This is a genomic window from Lentzea sp. CC55 (genome assembly GCF_021056325.1).
GTDB classification, from domain to species: Bacteria; Actinomycetota; Actinomycetes; order Mycobacteriales; family Pseudonocardiaceae; genus Lentzea; species Lentzea jiangxiensis.
Window position 1 is genome coordinate 217,016 of sequence record NZ_JAJCXE010000022.1, and the last position, 25,134, is coordinate 242,149.

The following is a 25,134-nucleotide window of genomic DNA, read 5'->3' on the forward strand; positions in this document are numbered from 1 at the left end:
TCGACGACCGCGGTTGCTGCGCCCATCCCGGCGGGCAACGCCCACTTCCGGGCCGTGCCGCGCAGGCACCGTCGCCCGCGCGGCTCCTCGCGAGAACGCGAGAGCCGCGCGAACGCCCTCCACCGGCGCTAGACCAGCCCCGCCGCCGCAGACCGCCGCAGCTTCCCGGACGGCGTCTTCGGCAGCGTCCCCGGAGCCTGCACCACCACCGCGAACGGCCGCAGCCCCACGGCGTCCACCACCCGCGCGGTCACCTGCTTCACGAGGTCCTTCTCGGCCTCGGCGTCCCCGGCCAGCTTCGACTCCAGCACCACGGCGAACCGCTCGCGCTTGGTCCCGGCGTCCAGCCGCACCGCGACGGCGTTGCCCGCCCGCACGCCCTCCACCGAGCAGGCCGCACGCTCCACGTCGGTCGGGTAGATGTTCCGGCCACCCATGATGATGACGTCCTTGCGGCGTCCGCAGACGACGACCTGGCCGTCCTCCACCAGGTACCCGAGGTCCCCGGTGGACAGCCAGCCCTCGGCGTCCTGAGTGGCCAGTGGGCCGTCCACGGTCAGGTAGCCGGGGGTCACCGCCTCGCCGCGGATCTGCAGCTCGCCGACGTCCCGCACGCCCAGGACGGCTCCGGTGTCCGACACGACCCGCAGTTCCAGGCCGGGCAGCGGCGGGCCGAGCAACGGGAACGCGCGACCACCCTCGGTGGGGACCGCGCGGTGCGAGGCCTCCAGGGCGTCCGCGTCGACGACGTCCACGGACAGGCCGGTGAACAGGGGTGCGAAGGCCACGCCCAGGGTGGTCTCCGCCATGCCGTAGGCCGCGAGGATCGACTCCGGCCTCAGCCCGAACCTCGCACCGGCGGTCACGAAGGCCTCGACGGCGGCCGGGTCGATCGGCTCCGCGCCGTTCAGGGCCAGGCGCATCGAGGACAGGTCGAACGAGTCGGACGACGAGGCCAGGCGGCGGGCGACGATGGCGTAGGCGAAGTTCGGGGCGGCGGTGATCGTGCCGCGGTAGCGCGTGATGAGGTCCGCCCACAGCGTCGGGCGGGACAGGAAGTCGACCGGGGTGACCTTCACCAGTTCCAGGCCGAACAGCATCGGCACGGTCAGGAAGCCGACCATCCCCATGTCGTGGAACAGGGGCAGCCACGACACCATGACGTCCGACTCGGGGTCGAGAGCAGCCGCGATGCGCATGCCCTCGGCGTTCGCCATGAGGTTGCGGTGGGTGATGCGGACGGCTTTCGGATCCGCTGTGGATCCACTCGTCAACTGCAGCAGTGCCGTGGCATCCTCGGGGGTGGGAACAGGAGCGGCGATCGGCTCCGCGTCGAGCTCGGAGAGCAGCCGGTAGGGCACTCCGTGCTGGTCCAGGACGGAAGCCAGGGCGTCGAACGGGCTGCCGAGCAGGACCAGACGCGAGTCGATCATGCCGAGCACCCGCAGCGTGTCCTCGGCCCACTCGGCCAGGTCGGTGCGTGGTGTGGGTTGGTGCAACATCGTGACGCTGCCACCGCACAGCCATGCGGCCTGCACGGCTGGGGCGATCACGGCTGGTTCGGCGGCGAGCACGGCGACCGCGGTGCCCGGTGCCACGTCGAGCGCGCCGGCCATCCGCCGGGCGCGTTCGTGCACCTCGGCCCAGGTCCGGCGAACGGGCGCGGCGGGTTCCCCCGTCGTCATGCCCCGGTCCCGGCCGTTGGTGGCCGTCGCCAGCATCACATCCACGAACTGACTCATGTTCGCGATCGTAGTGGCGGCCTTTGGTCCATCAGGGCGAAACGTTATGCCAGGCGAAACGCGATACTCCCCAGTACAGGTACGCAGGAGGAGGTCATTGGTGGATCGGGGCGGTCCCGGAGCGCAGCATCGTCTGCCCGCGCATCCGGCTCCTCTGCTCTCGGCGCAGGACGTGGCCCTGGTCGCGTTCCACCGTCCCCCGCGAGGTCAGCGCGGGTACGACGCGGCCGAGGTGGACTCGTTTCTCGACCGGGTCGAGAACACCATGAAGAGCAAGGACATCCTCACGCGCGAGGACGTGCTCAACGTCCGGTTCAGCACGGCGACCCGTGATCCGGGCTACGACGTGAACGAGGTCAACGTCTTCATGGAGCTCGTGGCGGACACGCTGCGGTCCACGCCGCAACGCGTGCAGGCCTCCGCACCGGCCCAGGGCGCGCACGCCACGTCGCAGGCGATGAGACCCGCCGTCCGGTTGTCGCCGGACGACGTCGCCGCCGTGCGCTTCCACAAGCCCAGACCGGGCACCCGCGGCTACCACGAGGGGCAGATCGACGCGTTCCTCGACCGCATCGAGAACACCCTGCGGGGCAGGGACAACCTGACCGCGCAACAGGTGCAGGACGCCGTGTTCGGCGAGACCGCGCCCGGCACGTTCGGCTACGACTCCGAAGACGTCGACACGTTCCTCGACCTCGTGGTCCTGATGTTCGAGACGGCCCCGCCGCCCCAGGCGCCGCCGACGACGCAGCTCCCGCAGCAGCAGCAACGGCCGCAGCAGCGCCGCCCCCAGCCCGAACCGCGCCCGGCGCAGCCGCCGCGCTCCCCGCAACGCCCTCAGCAGCCCTCCGCCCCGCGCCCGCCCGCCCAGCAGCCCGCACTGCAGAAGGCCATCGACGCACCGCGGCTCACCGCGGCGGACATCCGCAACGTCGCGTTCCACCGCCCCCCGCGCGGCCGCCGTGGCTACCAGGAGTCCCAGGTGGACGCTTTCCTCGACCGCATCGAGGCGACGCTGCTCGGCCAGGACAACCTGACCGGCAAGGACGTCCGCGACGTCCGGTTCTCCCGTCCGCTCATCGGGCGGCGCGGGTACGACGAGACCGAGGTGGACGCGTTCCTCGGCCAGATCGAGGAGCAGCTCTCCGGGCCGATGCGCAGCATGCCGACGATCAAGTCGTGGAAGGACCTGCGCCAGCTGCGGATCCCGCCGGCGGCCCCCGGCCAGCGCGGTTACCGCACCGCGCAGGTCGACAGGATGCTGGAGGAGATCGGCGTCGCGCTCGACGGCATGCTGGGGGCGACCGCCGACGAGGTCATGAAGGCCCGCTTCAGCTACGCGCTGCTCTCCGGCCAGGGCTACGACACGTCGTTCATCGACGAGCTGCTGCCCCAGCTCGCCGACGAGCTCCGCCGCCGCGGCCGCTAGCCCTCGACGACCTCCGCCGCGACCATCCAGGCCGTCTCCACCTCGGACTGCTCCGCCAGCACGGTGCGGAGCTCCGCGTCGAGCTTGAGCAGCCGGTCGGGATTCGTGGCGGCCTCGGCCAGGGCGGCGTGCAGCTCGGCTTCCTTCTTGTGCAGCACCTCGAGGCGCCTCTCCAGCCGTGCCAGCTCCTTGCGGGCGGCACGCTGGTCGGCGGCGTTCGAGGGAGCCTTCTCCGCCGCGGGGGCCGCCGCGGACTGCCTGTCGCGCACCGAGTCGCGGCGCTGCAGGTACTCCTCGATGCCGCCGGGCAGGTCGGTCAGGCCGCCGTCGCCGAACAGCGCCACGACCTTGTCGCAGACGCGCTCGACGAGGTACCGGTCGTGCGAGATCACGACGAGCGTGCCGGGCCACGAGTCGAGCAGGTCTTCCAGCTGCTGCAACGTGTCGATGTCGAGGTCGTTGGTCGGCTCGTCGAGCAGCAGCACGTTCGGCTCGGCCATCAGCAGCCGGCACAGCTGCAGCCGCCGCCGCTCGCCGCCGGACAGGTCCGACACCGGCGTCCACTGCTTCTGCGACGAGAACCCGAACCGCTCGCCGAGCTGCGACGCCGACATCTCGTACTTGCCGAGCACGACGCGGCGGGCGACCTCCTCGATCGCCTCCAGCACGCGCATCGAGCCGTCGAGGTCGAGCAGCTCCTGCGAGAGGTGGGCGATCTTGACCGTGGCGCCCTGGATCCGCTTGCCCGACTCGGCTTCCCGCTCCCCGGCCAGCAGGCGCAGCAACGTCGTCTTGCCGGAGCCGTTGACACCGACGAGACCGATCCGCTCGCCGGGGCCGATGCGCCACGTCAGGTCGCGCACCAGCACGCGGTCCGGAATGGACAGCGTGACGTCCTCGAGCTCGATCACCGTGCGACCCAGGCGCTTCTTGGCGAACGCGACCAGCTCGACGGTGTCGCGCACCGGCGGCACGTCCGCGATCAGGGCCTCGGCGGCCTCGATGCGGTAGCGCGGCTTCGAGGTCCGCGCGGGCGCGCCGCGGCGCAGCCACGCGAGTTCCTTGCGCGCCAGGTTCTGCCGCTTCTCCTCCGCGGCGTCCGCGAGCCGCTGCCGCTCGGCGCGCGCGAAGATCCAGTCGGCGTAGCCGCCCTCGTACTGCTCGACCTTGCCCTGCACCACTTCCCACGTGCGGTTGCAGACGGTGTCGAGGAACCACCGGTCGTGGGTGACGACGACGAGCGCGCACCTGCGGGCCAGCAGGTGCTCGGCGAGCCAGCGCACGCCTTCGACGTCGAGGTGGTTCGTCGGCTCGTCCAGCACGAGGAGTTCGAGGTCCTGGATCAGCGCGGCGGCCAGCGCGACGCGGCGCCGTTCGCCACCGGACATCCTGGAGACCACGGAGTCCAGGCCCAGCGCCGTGATCCCGAGACCGTCCAAAATGGATCGGACGCGGGCGTCGGACGCCCACTCGTGCTCCGCGTCGAAACCGAGCGGGTCGATGACCGCGTTGCGCACGGTCGACCCCTCCGGCAGTTCGGTCCGCTGCGTCACGACCGCCATGCGCAGGTCGCGCGACCGCGACACCCGTCCGTCGTCGGCGGGCTCGACCCCGGCCAGCACCTCGAGCAGCGTCGTCTTGCCGCCGCCGTTCAGGCCGACGACGCCGATCCGCTCGCCCTCGTTGACGCCGAGCGACACGCGGTCGAGCAGCGGCCGGACGCCGAACGACTTCGACACGGACTCCAGGTTGACCAGGTTGGCCATCAAAACCTCACGACTAGTAAGAAACTGCCTGTTGAAGGCTACCTACCAGGGCCAAAGCCCCTGTTCACCAGCCTCGAACAGGGACAACGCCCGCGGTGCGCCCGCCGGGTCGCCGCGGTGGCGGTAGCGGTGCCTCGACACCGACGCCCACTCCGCGTCCTGCTCGCCCAGGTCCCACACGTGCAGTGGCACGTAAGCGGGCACCGCACCGCTCAGCTCCCCGTCCAGGGGCTGCGCCTCGGTGACCAGGAGAACCCTGTCGTGCCTCCGGAGGCGCTTGCGCACGACCTCCAGCTGGCGGCGCCGGCGGTCGTGGGGAAGCCCGTACCCCTGGAACCGCACGACCTCGGCCCGGTCGCACCGGCGCACCACCGCCTCGACGGTCTCCTCGAACCCGTACCGCTCGACCGCGTGGAGGTCGACCAGCAGGAGCGTGTGGCCGGTGATCCGGGGCAGCGGCACGGGTGCGGGCGGCCGGGGTACCGGCCGGCACTCCGGCGCCTTCGGGTCGTAGCGGCGGTCGAGGATCGCGCGGAACAGCGCGGACTGGCGCTCGTCCACCGGCTTCGGGTGCACGCGGTTCAGGACGTCGCCGAACCGCAGGCTGATGAAGACGAAGTCGTGGTCGCGCACCGACTCCTCGGTGTAGAGGCGGCGGACCGCGTCGCCGATCCCGCGCTTGAGCGGCTTGGGAAGTGCGCGGCCGTGCCTGTAGGTCCAGTAGTTCAGCAACCAGGTGGGGTCGTTGGGCTCCGCGAGCACGGAGTCGACCACCTGGCGGGAGGTGCCGTGCAGGCCGGCCGCCAGGCGGGCCGCGACGAACTCGGCGGCGCCCGCGTGCGCGGTGTAGGCGAGTCCGGCGTCGTGACGGGTCCAGCGCAGCAGGGCGGCGGTCCACCCGGGGTCCTCGACCGTGCTGCGGCGGACCAGGCCGGCGTAGTGGCCGAGGCGGTCGGGGTGGAGGTTCGGATGGTTCCCGACCAGGTCCGACACGACCATCCGGAACAGCTCGTGCCGGAGCCGTCTGCCCACATCGCCTCCCCGCGACAGGGCCGCGCGCGCCCCGAGAATTCGAGATCGCCCCCGTTTGGAACGGGCGCTTCGCACCGGGGCGCGCGTGGCGCCACAGGATCTTAGGCGTGCACCTCGGGCGGAGCGGGCTTCGGTTCCTCGGTCGTGATCACGCGCGCTCCGGGCACCGGGCCGTGCGCCACGCGCACCGTCCGGCACACCCCCGCGCCGGCGAGCTCGGCGGCCACCCGGACGGCCGTGTCGCCGTCTTCGCACAGGAACGCCGTCGTGGGGCCCGAGCCGGACACGATGCCGGCCAGCGCGCCCGCGTCGACGCCCGCGCGGAGCGTGCGGCGCAGGTTGGGCCGCAACGAGACCGCGGCGGCCTGCAGGTCGTTGCCGAGCAGCAGCGCGAGCTGGCGCGGGTCTCCCGAGGACAGCCCCTCCAGCACGGCCTCGACCGGGCCGACGCGCGGCGGATCCCCCTCCGCGCGCAGGCGGTCCAGCTCGTCGAAGACGTCCGGAGTGGACAGTCCACGGCGGTCGAACGCCAGCACCCAGTGGAACTGGTGGCGGGCGAGCACCGGCACGATCCGCTCGCCGCGGCCGGTGCCGAGCGCGGTGCCGCCGTAGAGGGCGAACGGGACGTCCGCGCCGAGCTTCCCGGCCAGTTCGGCCAGCTCGTCGCGGCTGATGTCGAGGCGCCACAACGACGACAGGCCCACGAGCGTCGCGGCGGCGTCCGCGCTGCCCCCCGCCATGCCTCCCGCGACCGGGATGGCCTTGCGGATGACCACGCGGACCTTCGGGTCGTCCGGGTCCTTGCCCACGTGCGCGGCGAGCAGCTGGACCGCGCGCCAGGCGAGGTTCGAGGCCCCGGTGGGCACCTGGTCGGCACCCTCCCCGTGGACCTCGACGCCTGGCTCGTCGGCGACCGCGACCGTGACCTCGTCGACCAGCGACAGCGCCTGGAAGATCGTCACCAGGTCGTGGTAGCCGTCCGGGCGCACGTCACCGACGGCCAGGTGCAGGTTGACCTTGGCCGGGACGCGGACCGTGACCGGGGGTGGAACGACTGCGAGCACCACGTCAGCCTACGGGCGTTCTGGGGTCTCGGACTCCTCCCCCGGTCGGCAGCACCGTCAGACCGGGATGACCGAGCCGCTGTAGGTCTGCTTGATGTAGTCCTTGACCTGCTGCGACGCCAGGAGCTCCGCCAGGTCCCTGACGCGCTTGTCGTCCTTGAGCTCGGTTCGCGTCACCAGGCCGTTGGCGTTGGGGTTGCCCTCGGCCTTCTCCAGCGCGAGCGAGTCGGTGGCGGGCTTCAGGCCCGCGTCGATGGCGTAGTTGCCGTTGATGACCGAGGCGTCGGTGTCCTCCAGCGAACGCGGCAGCTGAGCGGCCTCCAGCGGCACGAACTGCAGGTTCTTGGGGTTCTCCGCGATGTCGCGCACGGTCGGCTGGTCGACGGCCTTGAGCTTGATGAGGCCGTTCGCCTCCAGCAGCTTCAGGCCGCGGGCCTCGTTCGTGGCGTCGTTGGCGACGGCGATCTTGGCGCCGTTCTGCAGCTCGTCGAGCTTCTTGGCCTTCTTCGAGTAGAGGCCGAGCGGCTCGACGTGGACCGGCTGGACCCACTCGACCTTCGCGCCGCTCTCCTTGGTGAACGTCTCCAGGTACGGCACGGTCTGGAAGTAGTTGGCGTCGAGCGACCCGTCGACCAGCGCCGTGTTCGGCTGCACGTAGTCGGTGAACTCGACGACCTCGATCTTGAGCCCCTTCGACGAGGCGAGGTTGTCGGCCACGTACTCGAGGATCTGGGCGTGCGGGACCGGCGAGACGCCGACCTTCAGCGTGTCCGAGGCGGACGAGCCACCACCGGATGAGCAAGCGGACAAAGCAGCCACACCGGACAAAGCAACTGCGATCAGGGCAGCACGAATACGCATGACGTTCCTCTTGAGAATCGCTACGGGTCTAGACGGAGGCGTGCCGGCGCCGGTCGGACGCACGGGCGGCACGGGTGAAACCGAGCTGGATCACGGTGGTGAGCACGGCGAGCCACGCCACGGTGCTCCACAGGATCCGGTCGTTGAAGCGCTGGTAGCCCTCGCGGATCGCGAGGTCGCCGAGGCCACCGCCCCCGATCACGCCCGCCATCGCCGAGTACCCGATGAGGGCGATCACGGTGACGCCGATGGCGTTGATCAGCGCGGGCATCGACTCGCGGATCAGCACGCTGCGCACGATCTTCAACGTCGAGGCGCCCGTGGTGATCGCGGCCTCGACCACGGTCACGTGCACCTCGGACAGGATGTTCTGCACCAGCCGCCCGACGAACGGGATCGCTCCCACGGCCAGCGGCACGATGACCGCCGTGCTGCCGATGGAACCGCCGACGATCAGCCGGGTGACCGACGTGAGCGCGACGAGCAGCACGATGAACGGCATCGAGCGACCGAGGTCGGTGACGAAGCTCAGAACCCTGTGCACCGCGGCGTTCGGCCGCAGCCCGCCCTTGGCGGTGAGCTGCAGCCAGACACCTACGGGAACTCCCAGCAGTGTTGCGATGACTGTGGAGACGCCGACCATGTAGAGCGTTTCCCCGGTGGCCTCGACGAGGTACGCGACGACGTCGGACCAGGGTGTTGCAGACCTCACGCAGCTACTCCCTGCGGCCCCTTCAGGGACCTCTGCACAGCGCCTCCGGCCTCGCCGATCCACTCGAGAGCGGAGTCGGAACGTTCGCCGTTCAGCCCCAGGCGGAAGCGCGCGACCGGGGTCTCCCCGAGACGCGTCAAGCCACCGCCGACGATGTTGAGCTCGACCCCGAACCGGTGCGCGGCCTCGGGCAGCAGCGCGCCGACCGCGGCGAACCCGACGAGCACGACGTCCGCGACGCGGTCGTAGCTGCTCTCGTTGATCGGGTTCAGGTCGACGGCGGGCAGCAGGGCGCTGCTCGTGCGGCTGATCGGGTCGTTGACCAGGTCGAGCACCTTGCCGTGTTCGACGACGCGGCCCTGCTCCAGCACGGCGACGTCATCGCAGATCTTCCGGACCACGCCCATGTCGTGCGTGACGACGAGCACGGTCACACCGAGCTCAGCGCGCGCACGGTCGAGCACCGTCAGCACGGAACCGGTGGTCTCCGGGTCCAGGGCGGAAGTGGGCTCGTCGGCGAGGAGCACGGACGGGTTGGCGGCGAGGGCGCGCGCCACGGCGATGCGCTGGCGCTGCCCGCCGGACAGCTGGTCGGGGTAGGCGCCGGCCTTGTCGGTCAGCCCGACGAGGTCCAGCAGCTCACCGACACGGGTGCGCCGCTGCGGTCCCGGCACGCCGGCGGATTCGAGCGGGAGCGCGATGTTGCCGGCCGCGGTGCGCTGGCGGAGCAGCGAGTCCCCCTGCGGCACGACGCCGATCTGGCGGCGGGCGGCACGCAGCGCCGACCCGTCGAGGCTCGTGATGTCGGTGCCGTCGACGCGGATCGCCCCGGAGTCGGGACGCTCCAGCAGCGCGACGCAGCGGGCGAGCGTCGACTTGCCGGCACCACTGGGGCCGACGACGCCGAGCACGGTGCCGGCCTCGACGTCGAGGGTCACGCCGTTGAGGGCGCTGACGCCCTGGAAGGACTTGGTGAGGTTTTCGACAGTGATCACTTCTGCTCCACGGCTGCGCGCGACGGCACCTCGTCCGCTGGTGTTCGCGGACGTGCGCGGTCGAAGTTTGCTGCTCAGGTGTGTGCGCCACTCTGCGATCGAGTGCGCGTCAGAGGACTTTGAGAAGGCGCCCTAGACGAGGTGGCGACGACATGCAGAAGCGGTGCGACGGCACTGGTCGACGACTCGACGGCGCGTCAGCATTCGCACGGTACCCATGGTGCTCCTCCATCGGTCCTGGCGTTAGCACCTGCCCGCATCCAGCGGGTGGTTGCTGCGACGTCGTAGAGCCAGGTCTCTCAGTCGCTCCGGATGGCAAGTAGCAGTCAACCGGACGGACGTTCGGTTGCGCAAGCCAGAATCCGATTCGTTCGACAGATCACACTGTTGGCCGAAGGATCCCCGGCCTAGACCTCGGCGATCCGGATGAAGTCGATCACCGTCAGCTGCTCGCCCCGGAGCTGCGGGTCGACACCCGCCTTGGCGAGCACCTCGTCGACGTTCGCGGTGTGCCCGCGGAGGGCGGCCCGGAGGGTCTTGCGACGTTGCGCGAACGCGGCGTCGACGACCGCGAAGAGCTTCTTGCGGTCCACAGTGGACAACGGCTTTTCGTGGCGCTGGAACCACACCAGCCCGGAGTCGACGTTGGGCGCGGGCCAGAACACGTTCTTGCCGATCGCGCCGGCCTTCTTCGCCTCGGCGTACCAGGCGAGCTTCACGCTGGGGACGCCGTAGATCTTGCTCCCGGGCTTCGCGGCCATGCGGTCGGCCACCTCCGCCTGGACCATGACAAGGCCCTTCCGGAGGCTCGGGAGTTCGGCCAGGAGGTGGAGGACCACAGGGACCGCGACGTTGTACGGGAGGTTGGCGACGATCGCGGTGGGTTGCACCGGCAGGTCTTCTTGGGTGACTTTCATGGCGTCCTCGAGGACCACGTGCAACTTGCCCGCGTTCTCCGGGTCCATCTCCGCGACGGTCTGGGGAAGCCTCCGCGCCAGGGGCGGGTCGATCTCCACCGCGACGACCTGGCTGGCGCTGGGGAGCAGCGCGAGGGTGAGGCTGCCCAGGCCCGGACCGACCTCCAGGACGACGTCGTCCTCGGTCAGGCCGGCCGCTGCGACGATCTTGCGAACCGTGTTGGGGTCGTGCACGAAGTTCTGGCCCAGCTTCTTGGTCGGGCGGATGCCCAGTTCGGCGGTTAGACGGCGGACTTCGGCGGGTCCCAGCAGGCTCACCCGGGCATTCTCTCAGGCTCCTGGCCCGGGGCCCGGTCACCCCTCGCCCGGGCGAGTTGGGTGAGAGGGCTGGCGCGCGGGTCAACTCGGGGCGGGCGGCACGCGGGTCGGCTCGGGGCGGAGGGCGCCTGTTCCAGCGGGCTGGTCGCCTCGAGCGGCTTCGCCCGCTGCCCCGCCGTTGCACCACCCCGGAACTGTCAGACCCACCGAGTACGTTCGGTCGCGGGGACGCCGAATTCGAGCGGACCCTTGTGCGAGCCTCCCCGCACCAAGCCCTTCGCACCGCCAACCCCGCCCGCGGGCACGGGTGGGCGGAACCGCGAAGGCCGCCCTGGCGAACCAGGACGGCCTTCGTGCGGGGGACGGGGAGGCGACGCGGGTCTACGGCAGGCCGAGCTTGGCGCGGCAGCCTGGCCACGCCGAGTACGTGCCGCCGCGGCCGTCGCGGAGCTTGGTGGCGATGGCGATCTGCTGTTCGCGCGTCGCCTGGTGCGGGTAGGCGGCGAAGGCCGCGCCACCGTAGGCGTCCCAGGTGCTCTTGTTGAACTGCAGGCCGCCGTAGTAGCCGTTGCCGGTGTTGATGGCCCAGTTGCCGCCCGCTTCACACTTGGCGAGGCGGTCCCAGACCTCACCGCCGGCGAGGGGCTTGGTGCCCACGACGATCTTCTTGGGCTTCGGCTCCTTGGTGACCTTGCTGCCCAGCTTCTCGCGGCTGATCTCCTTGCCGTTCTTCACGGTCACGCGGTACTGGGAGATCTGCTCGCCGGCGGCGCCGGGGTCGACGACCTTCTGCTCGCCCGCGTTCATGTTCGGGTCGTTGGTCTTCTCGACCGGCGCGGCGACCGGCTCGGTCACGTTGACGACCGTGACGCCGGTGCGGGAGATGTAGACCTCGGCGCCGGTGGCGAGCTTCACGTCGGCGCCGGACGAGACGGCGTCCTCGGGGCCGAGGGAGAGGTTCTCGGACTTCAGCAGCTCGTCGACGGTGAGGGCGGTGGTCTTGACCTCGCGGACCGGGTTCGCGCCGTCGAACAGCTTGATGGTCTTGCTGGTCTTGACCTCGAGGTTCATGCCCTCGAGCGGCACGTCCTGCGAGCCGGGCGCGGACATCCACGCGCCTTCGAGGTTCACGCCGAGCTGCTTGGCGGCTTCCTCGACGGTGACGGAGCGGACCCAGTCCTCGCGGGCCTGGCCGTCGACGCTCATCTTGAGCAGGCGGCCGCGGTCGAGGCTGATCTTGCCGCCGTCGGAGATCGGGGCGTTCAGCGACGGGGACAGGGCGTCGTGCTCACCGACGACGATCCCTTCCTCCGCCAGGACCTCGCCGACCGTGCCCTCGTAGGAGTGGACGGTCTGCAGCGCGCCGTCGACCTCGACGGTCAGCGACTTGTCCATCGCCATGGCGGTCACGCCGCCGCCGGAGATCGACACGAGGACAGCGGCGACCGCGCCCTTGAGGAAGCGGCGCTTCCAGTTCGTGGCGGCCTTGACGAGCAACTGCGGGTCGCTCTTCTCCTCTTCCTCCGACGGGAGGACGAGGGGCGGCATGATCGTCGTCTCGGCGTTGATGAGACGGATCAGCTCGTCGACGTCGACGTTGGCCGAGGCGAGCAGGTCGTCCGCGTCCGGGCCGAGCACCTCGAGCACGTCCGCGGGCGTGATGGTCAGCGCACCGGCGGGAAAGCTCGGGTGGGGATCGACGACGCCAACCGCGGTGCCCCCGACCGGCGTGAACCAGTCGGTGTCCTCGTCGAAGTCGTAAGGAGCGGCAGTTCTGTCGCTACCGGACATCAGGGTCGATACCTCCATTGCGGAAGCTGTGAGGCCACCGCACAGTTGGCGTTGACAAGATCATTCGAGTTGGAGCTCGAAGGTTCCCGGCAACTCCTCCTACGTGGTCTCGCTGCTTGTCGCTTCTGGCTTCGGTCCCGCCCCGACTGCGGGCGTGCACCGAACCGACAACGTCGATTCAGGTGGCACGGTCACGGGACAGTAACGGGGCAAAGCACGTTGCGCAAACACCCCTACCGATGTTGTGACCTCAGTCACCCGTGGAGGTAGGAACCCTGTACTCCGTTTGCTCCAAGTCACATTCAGGGGGCGAGCCCGAACACTCGTTGAGCGGTACGGGTGACGGCGGAGCAGAGTTCGGCAAGATCTTCGCCACGGAGAGTGGCAAGATCCCGAACTGTGTAATTCACACAATAGGGTTCGTTCGGACGGCCCCGGTACGGGTGCGGCGTCAGGAACGGCGCGTCCGTCTCGACCAGCAACTGGTCCTGCGGCACCAGCACCGCCGCCTCCCGCAGCGCGCGGGCGTTCCTGAACGTCACCGGGCCGGCGAACGACAGCACGTACCCGGCGTCGACGCACCGCCGGGCGAAGTCCGCGTCGCCGGAGAAGCAGTGGAAGACCACAGTGGACGGTGCGCCTTCGGCGTCGAGGACCTTGAGGATGTCCTCGTGCGCGTCCCGGTCGTGGATCATCAACGGCTTCCCGACGCGCTTGGAAAGGTCGATGTGCCAACGGAAGGCCTCGTGCTGAGCGGCCGGCGGCGAGTAGTCCCAGTAGTAGTCGAGACCGGTCTCGCCGATCGCCACCACGCGTGGCAGGACGGCCAGCCGCTCCAGTTCCGCCTTCTCCGCGTCGCCGAACGACGAGGTGCGCGTCGGGTGCACGGCCACCGCCGCGTAGACCCGAGGGTCCCAAGTGGACGCTTCGGCGGCCCACGTGGCGGCGGCCAGGTCGTCCGCCACGGTGACCACGTGCGAGACGCCGGCGGCGTTCGCGCGGTCGAGCAGCACCGCCACGTCTTCCGGTGAGGCGGCGCCGCACGCGTCGAGGTGCGTGTGGGCGTCGATCACCGGTGCCGGAAGGGCTTCCGGCACCGGCGGTCGTTCCTTCTTCTCCGCCACTAGCCGGTCACGATCGGAGCCCACTCGGGCCCGACCTCGCCGAGCTTCGCGTCGAGCTTCGCGAACAGCGGCGACGGCTTCTGCAGCGGGCGGCCGGCCTCGATCGGCGTGGACTCCCACTTGGCCTGCTCGCCGGCGTAGTCACCGGTCAGCACCGGGTACGAGCGCTCGGGGACGTCGAGGTCGGCGACCTCGGTCATCTCCGGCTGTGCGGCCCACACGCCCGTGCCGCCCAACGCCTCGTGCACCTTCTGCGCCGAGTGCGGCAGGAACGGCGTCATCAGCGTGTTCGCGTCCTGGACCACCTGCAGCGCCGTGTGCAGCACCGAGTCGCGGCGCTCCGGGTCGTCCTTGAGCTTCCACGGTTCCTGGTCGGACAGGTACTTGTTCGCCAGCGAGATCACGCGCATGGCCTCGCCGGAGGCCTGCTTGAACCGGGAGCGGCGCAGGTGCGCGCCGACCGTGTCGAACGCCGCCTTGGACTGCGCGAGCAGCTCGTGGTCGGCGGGCGTCAGGGCCGTGGCCTTCGGGATGGCGCCGACGTTCTTGTGCGCCATGGAGATCGAGCGGTTGACCAGGTTGCCCCACTCGTTCGCCAGCTCGTAGTTCGTCCGGCGGACGAACTCCTCCCAGGTGAAGTCGGTGTCCTGGTTCTCGGGACCCGCGACGGAGATGAAGTACCGCAGCGCGTCCGGCCCGAACTCCTTCAGGAAGTCGCCGACGTAGATCACGGTGCCGCGCGAGGTGGAGAACTTCGAGCCGCTCATCGTCAGGTACTCCGACGACACGACCTCGGTCGGCAGGTTCAGCGTGCCGAACCGGCCGGGCTCGCCGCCCTTGTCGCCCGCGCCGTTCTGCCCGAGCAGCAGCGACGGCCAGATCAGCGAGTGGAAGACGATGTTGTCCTTGCCCATGAAGTAGTAGCCCTGGGCGTCACCGGTCCAGAACTCCTTCCAGGCGTCGTCGTCGCCGGAACGGCGGGCCCACTCCACCGAGGCGCTCAGGTACCCGATCACCGCGTCGAACCACACGTAGAACCGCTTCATCGGCTGGTCGCTCCACCCGTCGAGCGGGATCGGCACACCCCAGTCGAGGTCGCGGGTGATGGCGCGCGGACGCAGGTCGGAGATGAGGTTCTGCGAGAACTTGAGCACGTTCGGGCGCCACTCGGTGCGCGTGGACATCCACGAGCCGAGCGAGTCGATGAACGAGGGCAGGTCGAGGAACAGGTGCTCGGTCTCGATGAACTTCGGGACCTCGCCGTTGATCCGCGAGCGCGGGTTCTTCAGGTCGACCGGGTCGAGCTGGTTGCCGCAGTTGTCGCACTGGTCGCCGCGCGCGCCGTCGTAGCCGCAGATCGGGCAGGTGCCCTCGATGTAGCGGTCGGGCAGCGTGCGGCCGGTCGACGGGCTGATGGCGCCCATCTCCGTCTTGGGGACGACGTAGCCGTTCTTCCACAGCGCGGAGAACAGGTCCTGCACGACCTGGTAGTGGTTGCCGGTGGTCGTGCGGGTGAAGAGGTCGTAGGACAGGCCGAGGCCCTGGAGGTCGGAGGCGATGACGCGGTTGTACTTGTCGGCGAGCTCGCGGGCGGTGAGCCCTTCCTTCTCGGCCTGCACCTGGATGGGCGTGCCGTGCTCGTCCGTGCCGCTGACCATGAGCACCCGGTGTCCGGACATTCGCATGTAGCGGGAGAAGACGTCGGACGGGACACCGAAACCGGAGACGTGACCGATGTGCCTGGGGCCGTTGGCGTAAGGCCAGGCCACCGCGGTCAGTACGGAGGCACTCATGCGCATAGCCTACGGAGGCGGTGCCAGGCGGTTTCCACCGAGTGGGAGAAGCTCCCGGCGCGCGCGTCAGCTCGACCTGACCGCCGCGTCGTAGAGGGTCTTCTTGCTGATCCCGGCCGCCTCCGCGACCTCGGCGGCGGCCGACTTCATCCGCTCCCCGTCCGCGACGCGCTGCTTCACCTCGGCGACGAGCGCGTCGAGGTCGGGCTTCTCCTGCGCGGGTGCGGGACCGAGCACGACGGTGATCTCGCCGCGTGCGCCTTCCACGGCCCACTCGGCGAGCTCGCCCAGCGTGCCGCGGACGACCTCCTCGTACTTCTTCGTGAGCTCGCGGCACACGGCGGCGCGGCGGTCGGGACCGAGCACCTCGACGGCGTCCCGGAGGGTGTCCGCGAGCCGGTGGGGGGCCTCGAAGAAGACGACGGTGCGCTGCTCGGTGGCCAGCGGGGCGAACCAGCGCCTGCGCTCGCCGGACTTGCGCGGCGGGAAGCCGTCGAACGCGAACCTGTCGCTCGGCAGGCCGGACAGGGCGAGCGCCGTCGTCACCGCGGACGGCCCCGGCAGGCACGTGACCGTGATGTCCTGCTCGACGCACGCGGCGACCAGCCGGTAGCCGGGATCGGAAACCGACGGCATCCCGGCGTCCGTCACGAGCAGCACGGTCTCGCCGCCGTGCAGCGACTCGATCAGCCCCGGAAGGCGTCCGACCTCGTTCTGGTCGTAGAAGCTGATCACCCGCCCGGACGGCTTGACCTGCAGCGCGGCGGCCAGGCTGTGCAGCCGGCGGGTGTCTTCCGCGGCGATCACGTCGGCGGTCTCCAGGGCCTCGACCAGCCGTGCGGAGGCGTCGCGGATGTCGCCGAGCGGGGTGGCCGCCAGAACAAGACGGCCTGAACCGGATACAGGACTCACAGGCTTCACCCTACGATCGGCGACGTGACAGTCCTCGTGCAGCCAGGAGAGGCGCCCGTCGTCGTCGAGGAGCCGCGCACGGATCGTGCGGCCGCACTCGACCCGCCTCCGTCCGGAGACCGGATGCGCGGGTGGCTCATGACGGCCGTCGTGACGCTGATCGGTGCCGTCGTGCGCTTCTGGAACGTCGGCTATCCGACGGACAAGGGCACGCCGATCTTCGACGAGAAGCACTACGTGCCGCAGACGGCGCAGGTGCTGCGCAACGGCGGCTACGAGGACAACCCGGGCTACGAGCTGATCGTGCACCCGCCGCTGTCGAAGCAGCTGATGGCCATCGGCCAGGAGCTCTTCGGCTACGACGGCCTCGGCTGGCGGTTCGCCTCGGCGCTCGCCGGTGCGATCACGATCCTGCTGATCGTCCGCATCGCGCGCCGCCTGACCCGGTCCGACCTGCTCGGCGCGCTGGCGGGCGTCCTGCTCATCGCGGACGGCGTCTCGCACGTCCAGTCGCGGATGGGCATGCTCGACATCTTCCTGGCGCTGTTCGTCGTGGCCGCGTTCGGCTGTCTGGTGGTCGACCGCGAACAGGTGCGGGCGCGGCTGGCCGTCGCCGTGCGCGAGGGCTTCGTCACCAACTCGGCGTTCGGGCCGTGGCTCGGCTTCCGCTGGTGGCGCTTCGGCGCGGGCGTGTGCCTCGGTCTGGCGTGCGGCATCAAGTGGTCGGGCATCTGGTACATCGCGGCCTTCGGCCTGCTGACGGTCGTCTGGAGCGCGCTGGCGCGCCGGGCCGCGGGCGTCGAACAGCCGTGGCTGGGCGCCCTGGTCAAGGACGTGCTGCCGTCGCTCGGCGGCCTGGTCGCGATCCCGGTGCTCGTCTACGTCACGACGTGGTTCCCGTGGATGGCCAGCGAGACCGGCATCGACCGGCACGTGGTCGGCAGCAAGGTCCAGGACGTCGGCTACATCCCGGACGTCCTGCAGTCGCTCTGGTACAACGCGAAGAACGTCTACAAGTTCCACGTCGAGCTGGTCACCTCGGAGACCAACAGGCACCCGTGGGAGTCCAAGCCGTGGACGTGGCCGATGGGCCTGCGTCCGATGCTCTACTACTACGACAACACCGTCACCGGCTGCGGCGCTGCGTCGTGCCTCGGCGCGATCATGCTGATCGGCACGCCCGCCATGTGGTGGCTCGCGTTCCCGGTGATCGGCTGGGCGATCTTCCGCACCGTCGGCCGGATGGACTGGCGCTACGCCGGCGTCCTGGTCGGCTACGCGGCGGGCCTGCTGCCGTGGTTCCTGAACCTCGACCGGCAGATGTACTTCTTCTACGTCACGCCGATGGCGCCGTTCCTAGTGCTGCTGATCGTGCTGGCGCTGGGCGAGGTCCTCGGCCGTTCGTCCGCGGGCGCCGAACGCCGCGGCACGGGTCTGCTGGCCGTGGCGCTGTACGTCGGCATCGTCGTGGCGAACTTCGTGTGGCTGTGGCCGATCCTGAACGGCAACCCGATCACGCCGGAGATGTGGCAGCAGCAGCTGTGGCTGCCCAGCTGGCGCTGATCTCCAGCACCCTCCCTCGCCGCCACCCGTTCTCCGGAGACGCCGGCTCGACCGGGCTGAGCTTCTCGTCGGGGACGGTGGCGCGGGAAGTCCTTGCCCGTGTGGGTCGTGGGACTGGTCGTCGCGGGTGCCGCCGGGGTGTTCTTGCTGGCGCGCAAGCGGATTCGGCCATCCGGACCAAGGTGAGTGGTGAGGCGATCGGCGGAAACCGCCTCACCACTCTTCGCTGGGCATCCCGTGAGATGCCGGGGCTTTCCGGGTGGACCACGGCTCAGATCGTTGAACGGTGAACCGCCGTTACGGGCCGGTTCCACGTTCACCCGGTTCGCCTAGGCCCCTTGCGGGACGGGCGGCGACACGTCGGCGGGGGCTTCCCGCGCCTGCACCAGCTCGGGCCCGTCCTGCGACGAAGGAGCCGTCGACACGAGCGCCACCGGAACGTCGGCGGGCGGCACGAACGAGGCCTCCGCCCTGATCTTCGGCGGCGTGGCGGACCACGGCTTGAGGTTCTGCATGATCTCCTCGTAGAACGTCGAGACCGCGTTCAGCACGGAGTCGATGAACGAGTTGCGCCCGGTGCCCCGCTTCGTCCCCATCGGCGCGGAGATCTCCACGCGGAACCCGCGGATCTCCTTCTGCGGGTCGGCGATCAGCAGCGCGGGGTTCGCCCGGACGGCGCCGAGCAGCTCCGACGCACCCGCACCCCTGCCGTGCGCGACGAACGCCTCCAGGCGGACGGAGTCGGGCGCGTTCTTCAACTGCCGGAGAAGCCAGTTGACCCGCGTGGCGGGACGTCCCTCCCTGGGCCCGTCCACGTCCACACCGCAGATCACCCTGCCCGCTCTCAGATCGGCGGTGACCTGGAGCGTCCCGACGGTGTCGGGGATGCGGACGCCGCCGGACAGCCTGCCGTCGCCGACGAGCTGCGCGACCTGCCGGGAGAGGCGGACCTGCGGCTCGGCGAGCTCCTTGCGGGACAGGGCGGGCGTGACGTCGGTGCCGAGCCGCCGGCCGAGCTGCAACCCGGCGAAACGCAGCAGCGCCTCGAACCGGAGCACGACGTCGGGTGCGGTCTTGTCCGTCGACCGCAGCGTGCGGGCCTCCACCGCGTCCCGCACCGGCACCCACGACGGCCCCATGTCCTCGAACGCCATCGCGCCCGACCGGGGGTGTTCGAGGTACCGGATCAGCTCGCCGAGGACCCACGCCTGGTCGGGGTCGGCCACCCCGCGGTGTTCCTTCTGCACCACGGCTTCGCAGAGCACCTCGCTCCACGACCAGTGGTGGAGCGCGACCTTCTTGAGCTTCCTGCGGTCCACGGCGGCCGGGTGCCGGCCCGGCATGGGCGAGATCTCGTTCGAGATCGTGATGACGGCGTCGAAGCCGAACCTCGCCGCGATGTCGAGGTAGTTCTCGAGCTGCTCCACCTGGAGCTCGTTGGAGCCGGTCTTCACCTCGACCAGCGCGGTCCACGACCGCTGCCCGCGCGTGACCCGGACCAGGCCGTCCGGGATGAGCTTGCGCCCGTCGAGCTCGAACGGGACCTCGATGAACGTCTGCACCGCGGCGGCCGGGGCACCCAGCGGCTGGGTCAGCGCACGCCCGAACTCGCGCACCGCCGACATGACCGCCAGCAACGCCGACGTCGCCCGCCGTTCCTGCTCCTCGGCACCGTTGATGCCCGAGGTCGGGATCAGGCGTGCGGCGTGCCAGCTCTCTTCAGCGGTCATCGAGTTCCCCTCGCATGGCGGCGTTGCGGTCAGGAGGCAACGCTGTCGTCGTTGACCCTTTGACGACCGTTAGCCACCGTGCGAGGTCTTCACCCGTTCGCCTACATCGGCATGTGCTTCGTGGGAGGCGGTCCCGGCTTGGTGATCATCTTCGTCACCGGGCCCTCCTTGCTCATCCCCTGCTGGTCGAGGAACTGCGCGAGCTGGCCCCGCACCTGCGCGAGCGTCGGACGGCGGTGCGGTTCCGGGTCCATCGCCGCGAGGAGCAGGCGGGCGTGCGCGCTGTTCTGCGGCAGCTTGGTGATCGGCTCGCCCTGGGCCGCGGCCATCAGCGAGGAGATCGGGTTCTCCCGCGAACCGCGCGGCGGGTGGCCCGTCAGGGCGTAGGAGACCGTCGCGGCCAGCTGCCAGGAGTCCGAGGCCGGCGAGGCCGTCTCGCCCCGCGCCGTTTCCGGGGCGAGGAAGTCCGGGGTGCCGACCATCATGCCCGTGGCCGTGAGGGTGCTGTCGCCCTTGGAGCGGGCGATGCCGAAGTCGATCAGGTGCGCGGTGCCCTGGCCGTCGACGATCACGTTGGACGGCTTGACGTCGCGGTGCAGCACGCCCCGGTCGTGGGCCGCCGCCAGCGCGTCGGCCATGTTCAGCCAGAGGCGGGCGGCGAGCTTGTCGTCGATCAGGCCGTTCTTCAGGACCGTCTCGGACAGCGAGGCGCCCTCGATGTACTCCATGACCAGGGCGAGGCCGTCCGGGTCCTGGACGATGTCGAACACGCGCACGCAGTTCGGGTGGCGGACCGCGGCGAGCGCGCGGGCCTCGCGGAGCATGCGCGCCTCGGTCTCGTTGTCCGGGGCGTGCGCGAGCTTCACCGCGACCGTGCGGTCGAGCTGCTCGTCGACGGCCAGCCAGACCGTGCCGAAGCCGCCGGAGCCGAGCTGGCGGACGCGGCGGAAGCGGCCGTTGCCGGGGTTCCAGACCTTGCCCGACTTCTGCACCGGCGCGGGCGACTCGGCGTTGGCCGCACCCGGTCCGAACGGCAGCGGCCCCGGCGTGTCCGCGAGCACCGCCGGGTTCGACGGCTGCGGCGGTGCCGGCTGCGGCAGCACCTCGGCGACGCGGGTCGGCGGGTACTGCTTGGGCGGCTGGTTCTGGGGCTGGGGCTGCGGGTGCGTCACGGGACGCATCGGCCGGTTCATCGGCGCCGGCTGGTACTTCGGCACGTTCGCCGGCTGGTACGGCGGCGGCTTCTGCGACGAGGTGTGCGGCGGCTGGTGCTGCGCGGCCGTGATCGGCTTCGTCGGCGCCTTCTTCTGCGGCTGCCCCTGCGGGAGCTGGGGCTGCGGCGTGCGCGCCACCGGCTGCGGTGGCGGCGAGCTCTGCGGGTTCCGGTCCTGGGACCGGTCGCGGCCGGGGCGGTTCAGCATGGCGGTAGTCAACCCGAAAATCCGCACGACGATTGACCCGATTATCGCAATCGGCAGAAACCCGAGGAGCACGTGCCCGACCAACGTCACGGGGAACGCAGACGTCGTCACGAGCAGTACCAGGAACATCGGCCAGAAGACCCGGCGCGGCCAGTTCGGCCCGAGCCGGAACGCCGACCCCGACTGCAGCATGACGAACAGCAGGCACAACAGCGCCAGCACGACGGTGATGCACGCGGCGACCAGGAACACCGGCTCCGCCAGCGGCTGCCGGACCACGCCGACGATCGACGGCGCCCCGTCCACCAGGTAGCTGCCCTGTGAGAACGTCCCGAAGCAGGTGGCCTCGTCCAGCGACGCGGACCCCGCGATGGTGCGCCCGCCCAGCCCCTGCACGGTCCCGCGCATGACGAGCCACGGCAGCACCAGGCAGCTGGCGACGCCGAGCACGGTGAAGATCGCACCCGTCACCGGACCGTAGGAGTTGCCCACGACGCGGCGCACCGCGATGGACAGCAGCGCCCCGATCGTCGGGAACAAGCCGAGAACCGCGCCGAGCGCCGTCGTGGTCCACACCCAGTCACCGGGGCAGACACTCGCGCCCACGAAGCCGTGCAGCCACGTGAGCAAGGACTCCGCGAGCCCCACGACGTACACCACCCCTTCCGAGATCACCCCCAGCCTAGGCGCCTTGTCAGCCTACGGTGCGTGATCGGTCTGCGGTTGACGCCACAGCAACCCTTTCCTTGATCACTGCGTTGTACCTCCGTCCCGCTCGCGTACGGCCTCCTGGCACTAACACGTCGCTGTGGACGGCTCCGTTGACCGAAGTCGCCCGGGCTGCACGATTCGTTATCGAAGGCAGCACGGGCGAACGCGGGGAAGAAGGACGTCAGCCGGCGAGAACCCGGTGGTCGGAGAAGGTGCGCGAACTGCCCCGCCCCGCCGATCCACCGGACGACTCCACGGCCGGATCGGGTGCCACCGGCAGGTCGCCGAGGCCCGCGAGGAACTCGACGGTCCACAGGTGCTGCGCCGCCGGATCGCGTTCCGTGCGGGAGTCGCCGAGTCCGTAGGAGGCGACGCGGGTGTTCCGGTGGTCGCGCATCTCGACGGTGATCTGCGAGCCGAGCAGGCCCTTCTCACCGGGTGCGCAGGCCAGTTCCAGGCGGGTGCGGATCCACTGCGGCTCGGTGGCCGGGTCCGCTTCGAGCTCTTCGGAGATCGCGGTGCAGGCGGTGCCGTGGGCGCGCATGGTCAGGGACGCCCGGAAGACGACGAGCTCACCGGCGGTGCAGCCGGTGAGAACGCGCGCTTCCACGGCTGTCTCCGTGCTGGAGACGACAGGACGGGCGGCCGTGCACCGGGCGGCGGGGACGGCGGTGGACGCCGCTGCTCCGCTGGAGGTGACGGCCAAGAGTAATAACGCGGCGACCACAGGTCTCATGAAGAGAAAGCTATTTGTGGCGGCCGCGTTGTTCACCGAACTTCACCCCATAGATGGGTGAGCGAGAAATCAGTGGTCGTGGTGGTCGTGTTCCGGCGCGAACGGCTGGTAGACGTAGAACATCGTCACCGGCTCGTCGCCCGCGATGGTCTCGTGGTCGACGCCCGGAGGCACGAACGCGTAGGAGCCCGCCGTCGCCTCGACGCCGCCGATGCTCACCGTGCCGTCGATGACCCACGTGTGCTGCGTCGCCGAGGGGTGGTTGTGGCCGGCGTCGCGCGCGCCCGGTGCCATCCGGATCAGGCCGACGATGGTGTCGCCGTTGGGCGACTTCCACAGCAGCTTGTTCTGCAACCGTTCATCGCCGTGCAGCGGGAACGACTTCAACTGGGCGAGGGCCTCAGCGGACAGGACTGTCACTTCGTCCTGCGGCGCGTCGCTCATGGGCACAGCCTTTCGGGAGCCGAACGGGCTTACGGCCGTTATATAGGCGAACGGACCGCCCGCATTACGGCGGGCGGCCCGGGTGGTTCAGGTCAGCCGCACTTCGCGTCGGCGTTGAAGAGCAGGAACGTCACGAGCTTGCCGTCGGCGAAGTGGAAGCTCAGGACGGTCCCGGGCTGGTCGGGCACCGGCACGTCCCAGGTCTTCTCGTCCCGTTGCCGCACGGCCGGGTACGCCGCCTTGACGTCGTCGACCGTCGCCCCCGCCGCGATGCCCTTGGCCGACTTCACCCCGGGAGGCGGCAACAGCAGGCGGATCCTGTCGCCCGCGAACAGCACGCCACCGTTGGCCTCGCGCGCCTCGGCCCGCTTGGCGCTGCGCTGCGCGGACGCCGCCGCCAGCTCGGCGGCCCTGGCACCTGCCTCGGCGGACGCGGCCGCCTTGGCCGCGTGCGCAGCGAAGGCCGCGGCTCCCGCGTTCGCGTTCGGCATCGGACCGACCGCCGCCTCGGCCTCGTCCGCGGCCTTCTGCGCGGCCTCCAACTGCTGCTCCGCGGCCGTTTCGTCAGCCATCTCTTCAGCGTCGCGCGCCGGCGCGCCCTGGTACCGGTAGTCCTCGCACGTGCCGGACCTGCCCGCGCCGGTGGCGGCGAGCTCACCGGAGGCGAGTGCGTCCTGTTTGGACATGCCGGGCTTCAGCTTCCCGAAGCCCGTGACGTCGAACGTCTTCTCCTGCACGACTGGCCGCTGGTCGCCCTGCCCGGTCACCGGCTCCGGCGAGCAGCCGGCGGCGGCAAGAGCCACCGCCACGACGAACAGCGCTTTCGATCCCCCAAGGTTGTTCACGCGTCAGAACGTACCGACGGGAGGGAGCCGGACGAATCGGGTTTCCCGCGAATGCGCGACCGGCGTCGAAGCGCACCGCCGCCCGGACGACGCAGAAGCCCGCCCACTCCACAGTGGACGGCCTTCTCGCTACGAGGACCTGTTCCGGCACAGATCACGAAGGCGCACAACGCCTGAGCCCGCGGGGGTCTGGGGATCGCCCCCGGAAAGTACCGCGGAACGCAAAAGGCTCGCACTCTTTGCGAGTGCGAGCCTTCTCTGCGTGGAGCTGAGGGGAATCGAACCCCTGACCTTCTCGATGCGAACGAGACGCGCTACCAACTGTGCTACAGCCCCTTGCGGTCTTACGGAGAGAACTATAGCAGTCCCCGAGGGGGTGTTTTCACCACCCCCTCCTAGGCGCCGACGGCACCCCGGTACCGCAGCGACTCCAGGCCGTCCAGCTCGACGAAGACCGGGTCCTCGTCGTCGGAGTCGACCGGGATCGTGCCCGGACGCACGTGGTGTTCGTAGCGCGGCAACGGCGGCAGAGCGGGCTTGTCCTCGACGACCTCGACCTGGGTGGTCTCGGCCTCCGCGACGGCCTGCACGGGCTCGGCGACGACAGCACCGCCGTCGGCGTCACCGGCGGTGGCGGCGACGGCGATCGGGGCCTGCTGCTGCTGCTGCTGCTGCTGCTGCTGCGGGCCCGTCGCACGGCGGCGGCGCACCTGCTGCAGGCGGGCGAGCCGGCGTGCGCGGATCTCCTCCTCGATCCGCACCTGCCGGCGCAGGTAGGTCAGGTAGCCCACGAGCACCACGTCGAGCGCGGCGTGGCCGTACCAGATCTTCGAGTGGAAGACCCCGGCGGCGACCCCGGTCACCACGGCGGCGATCAGCAGGAACGCCACCACCCTGCGGCGGAGCGCGTACTTCGCCTGCGCCACCAGCGCGGCGGCCTCGGGGTCGTAGCCACCGCGGCCGTGCCGGAACGGGCGTTCGACGTACTCCTCCTCGTCGAAGTAGTCGTCGTCGATGTCGTGGATGTCGTCGTACTCGGCGTCGGGCATGGCGTCGTACTCCTCCCCCACGCTGCGCGCACTCTCCTGGCGCTTGCGGGCCATCATGGGGACGAGGACCACCAGCCACGCAACGACCAGCGCAACGATGATCAGCGAACTCGGCATTCCCCGTTCACCTCCCCCGGCCCACGCGTGGTGCTGTCACCACGCTAGTCACAACAGTCACA

At 70.4% G+C, this 25,134-nt stretch carries 20 protein-coding genes, 1 tRNA gene and 1 riboswitch; of the genes, 2 read left to right on the top strand and 19 right to left on the bottom strand.

Annotated features, from left to right (window positions below; all coding sequences use genetic code 11):
- Positions 1–128: 128 nt before the first annotated feature.
- Positions 129–1,742 carry a fatty acyl-AMP ligase gene (locus tag L6E10_RS16820; protein WP_236220453.1) on the bottom strand — a complete coding sequence of 538 codons (1,614 nt, stop codon included), beginning with the start codon at positions 1,740–1,742 and terminating at the stop codon, positions 129–131.
- Between the two features lie 100 nt (positions 1,743–1,842).
- Between L6E10_RS16820 and L6E10_RS40350 the strand changes: the two genes are divergently transcribed.
- Positions 1,843–3,171: a DivIVA domain-containing protein gene (locus L6E10_RS40350; RefSeq protein ID WP_308102803.1), complete on the top strand. Its 1,329-nt coding sequence runs from the start codon at positions 1,843–1,845 to the stop codon at positions 3,169–3,171.
- Here L6E10_RS40350 and L6E10_RS16845 read toward each other — a convergent pair.
- From L6E10_RS16845 to rsmI, 11 genes are all read right to left on the bottom strand, one after another.
- Positions 3,168–4,937, bottom strand: a complete 1,770-nt coding sequence (locus tag L6E10_RS16845) for an ABC-F family ATP-binding cassette domain-containing protein (protein ID WP_236220454.1) — start codon at positions 4,935–4,937, stop codon at positions 3,168–3,170. The genes L6E10_RS40350 and L6E10_RS16845 overlap by 4 nt on opposite strands.
- A 42-nt stretch (positions 4,938–4,979) precedes the next feature.
- The gene (locus L6E10_RS16850; RefSeq protein WP_236220455.1) at positions 4,980–5,969 is read right to left on the bottom strand and encodes a hypothetical protein; all 990 of its coding nucleotides are present in this window, start codon (positions 5,967–5,969) and stop codon (positions 4,980–4,982) included.
- 101 nt (positions 5,970–6,070) lie between these two features.
- Entirely contained in the window at positions 6,071–7,033 is a 963-nt protein-coding gene (locus L6E10_RS16855) for a 4-(cytidine 5'-diphospho)-2-C-methyl-D-erythritol kinase (protein WP_236220456.1), read from the bottom strand.
- Positions 7,034–7,090: 57 nt separating this feature from the next.
- Positions 7,091–7,894, bottom strand: coding sequence for a MetQ/NlpA family ABC transporter substrate-binding protein (locus tag L6E10_RS16860; protein ID WP_236220457.1), 804 nt, complete (start codon positions 7,892–7,894; stop codon positions 7,091–7,093).
- A 28-nt stretch (positions 7,895–7,922) separates the two neighbouring features.
- Complete coding sequence (locus L6E10_RS16865; protein ID WP_090097274.1) at positions 7,923–8,606, bottom strand: methionine ABC transporter permease; 684 nt, start codon at positions 8,604–8,606, stop codon at positions 7,923–7,925.
- On the bottom strand, positions 8,603–9,601 hold the full coding sequence (locus tag L6E10_RS16870; protein ID WP_236220458.1) for a methionine ABC transporter ATP-binding protein: 999 nt from the start codon (positions 9,599–9,601) through the stop codon (positions 8,603–8,605). The genes L6E10_RS16865 and L6E10_RS16870 overlap by 4 nt, the downstream gene beginning before the upstream one ends.
- A gap of 225 nt (positions 9,602–9,826) precedes the next feature.
- A riboswitch (SAM riboswitch) is annotated at positions 9,827–9,920 on the bottom strand.
- A gap of 88 nt (positions 9,921–10,008) precedes the next feature.
- Complete coding sequence (gene rsmA, locus L6E10_RS16875) at positions 10,009–10,830, bottom strand: 16S rRNA (adenine(1518)-N(6)/adenine(1519)-N(6))-dimethyltransferase RsmA (protein ID WP_236221101.1); 822 nt, start codon at positions 10,828–10,830, stop codon at positions 10,009–10,011.
- Between the two features lie 387 nt (positions 10,831–11,217).
- Complete coding sequence (locus L6E10_RS16880) at positions 11,218–12,627, bottom strand: resuscitation-promoting factor (protein WP_236220459.1); 1,410 nt, start codon at positions 12,625–12,627, stop codon at positions 11,218–11,220.
- A gap of 302 nt (positions 12,628–12,929) precedes the next feature.
- Positions 12,930–13,751: a TatD family hydrolase gene (locus tag L6E10_RS16885; protein WP_236220460.1), complete on the bottom strand. Its 822-nt coding sequence runs from the start codon at positions 13,749–13,751 to the stop codon at positions 12,930–12,932.
- The gene (metG, locus tag L6E10_RS16890) at positions 13,751–15,544 is read right to left on the bottom strand and encodes a methionine--tRNA ligase (protein ID WP_236220461.1); all 1,794 of its coding nucleotides are present in this window, start codon (positions 15,542–15,544) and stop codon (positions 13,751–13,753) included. Before metG ends, L6E10_RS16885 begins: the two co-directional genes overlap by 1 nt.
- A gap of 66 nt (positions 15,545–15,610) precedes the next feature.
- Positions 15,611–16,456: a 16S rRNA (cytidine(1402)-2'-O)-methyltransferase gene (gene rsmI / locus L6E10_RS16895; protein WP_236220462.1), complete on the bottom strand. Its 846-nt coding sequence runs from the start codon at positions 16,454–16,456 to the stop codon at positions 15,611–15,613.
- Positions 16,457–16,480: 24 nt separating this feature from the next.
- Here rsmI and L6E10_RS16900 point away from each other — a divergent pair, with 24 nt between their 5' ends.
- Positions 16,481–18,019 (top strand): dolichyl-phosphate-mannose--protein mannosyltransferase, encoded by a 1,539-nt coding sequence (locus L6E10_RS16900; RefSeq protein ID WP_236220463.1) that lies wholly within the window; start codon positions 16,481–16,483, stop codon positions 18,017–18,019.
- 329 nt (positions 18,020–18,348) lie between these two features.
- On the opposite strand, the gene L6E10_RS16905 is transcribed toward L6E10_RS16900, so the two are convergent.
- From L6E10_RS16905 to L6E10_RS16935, 7 genes are all read right to left on the bottom strand, one after another.
- Positions 18,349–19,749: a hypothetical protein gene (locus L6E10_RS16905; protein WP_236220464.1), complete on the bottom strand. Its 1,401-nt coding sequence runs from the start codon at positions 19,747–19,749 to the stop codon at positions 18,349–18,351.
- 101 nt (positions 19,750–19,850) lie between these two features.
- Positions 19,851–21,845 (bottom strand): serine/threonine-protein kinase, encoded by a 1,995-nt coding sequence (locus tag L6E10_RS16910; RefSeq protein WP_236220465.1) that lies wholly within the window; start codon positions 21,843–21,845, stop codon positions 19,851–19,853.
- A 217-nt stretch (positions 21,846–22,062) separates the two neighbouring features.
- Positions 22,063–22,491: a hypothetical protein gene (locus L6E10_RS16915; RefSeq protein WP_236220466.1), complete on the bottom strand. Its 429-nt coding sequence runs from the start codon at positions 22,489–22,491 to the stop codon at positions 22,063–22,065.
- A 195-nt stretch (positions 22,492–22,686) separates the two neighbouring features.
- Positions 22,687–23,061 (bottom strand): cupin domain-containing protein, encoded by a 375-nt coding sequence (locus L6E10_RS16920; protein WP_236220467.1) that lies wholly within the window; start codon positions 23,059–23,061, stop codon positions 22,687–22,689.
- 92 nt (positions 23,062–23,153) lie between these two features.
- A complete protein-coding gene (locus tag L6E10_RS16925; RefSeq protein WP_236220468.1) occupies positions 23,154–23,906 on the bottom strand; it encodes a hypothetical protein in 753 nt (250 codons plus the stop codon).
- A 263-nt stretch (positions 23,907–24,169) separates the two neighbouring features.
- Positions 24,170–24,242: transfer RNA gene (locus L6E10_RS16930), tRNA-Ala, on the bottom strand.
- A gap of 59 nt (positions 24,243–24,301) precedes the next feature.
- Complete coding sequence (locus tag L6E10_RS16935) at positions 24,302–25,072, bottom strand: hypothetical protein (RefSeq protein ID WP_236220469.1); 771 nt, start codon at positions 25,070–25,072, stop codon at positions 24,302–24,304.
- Positions 25,073–25,134: the final 62 nt, after the last annotated feature.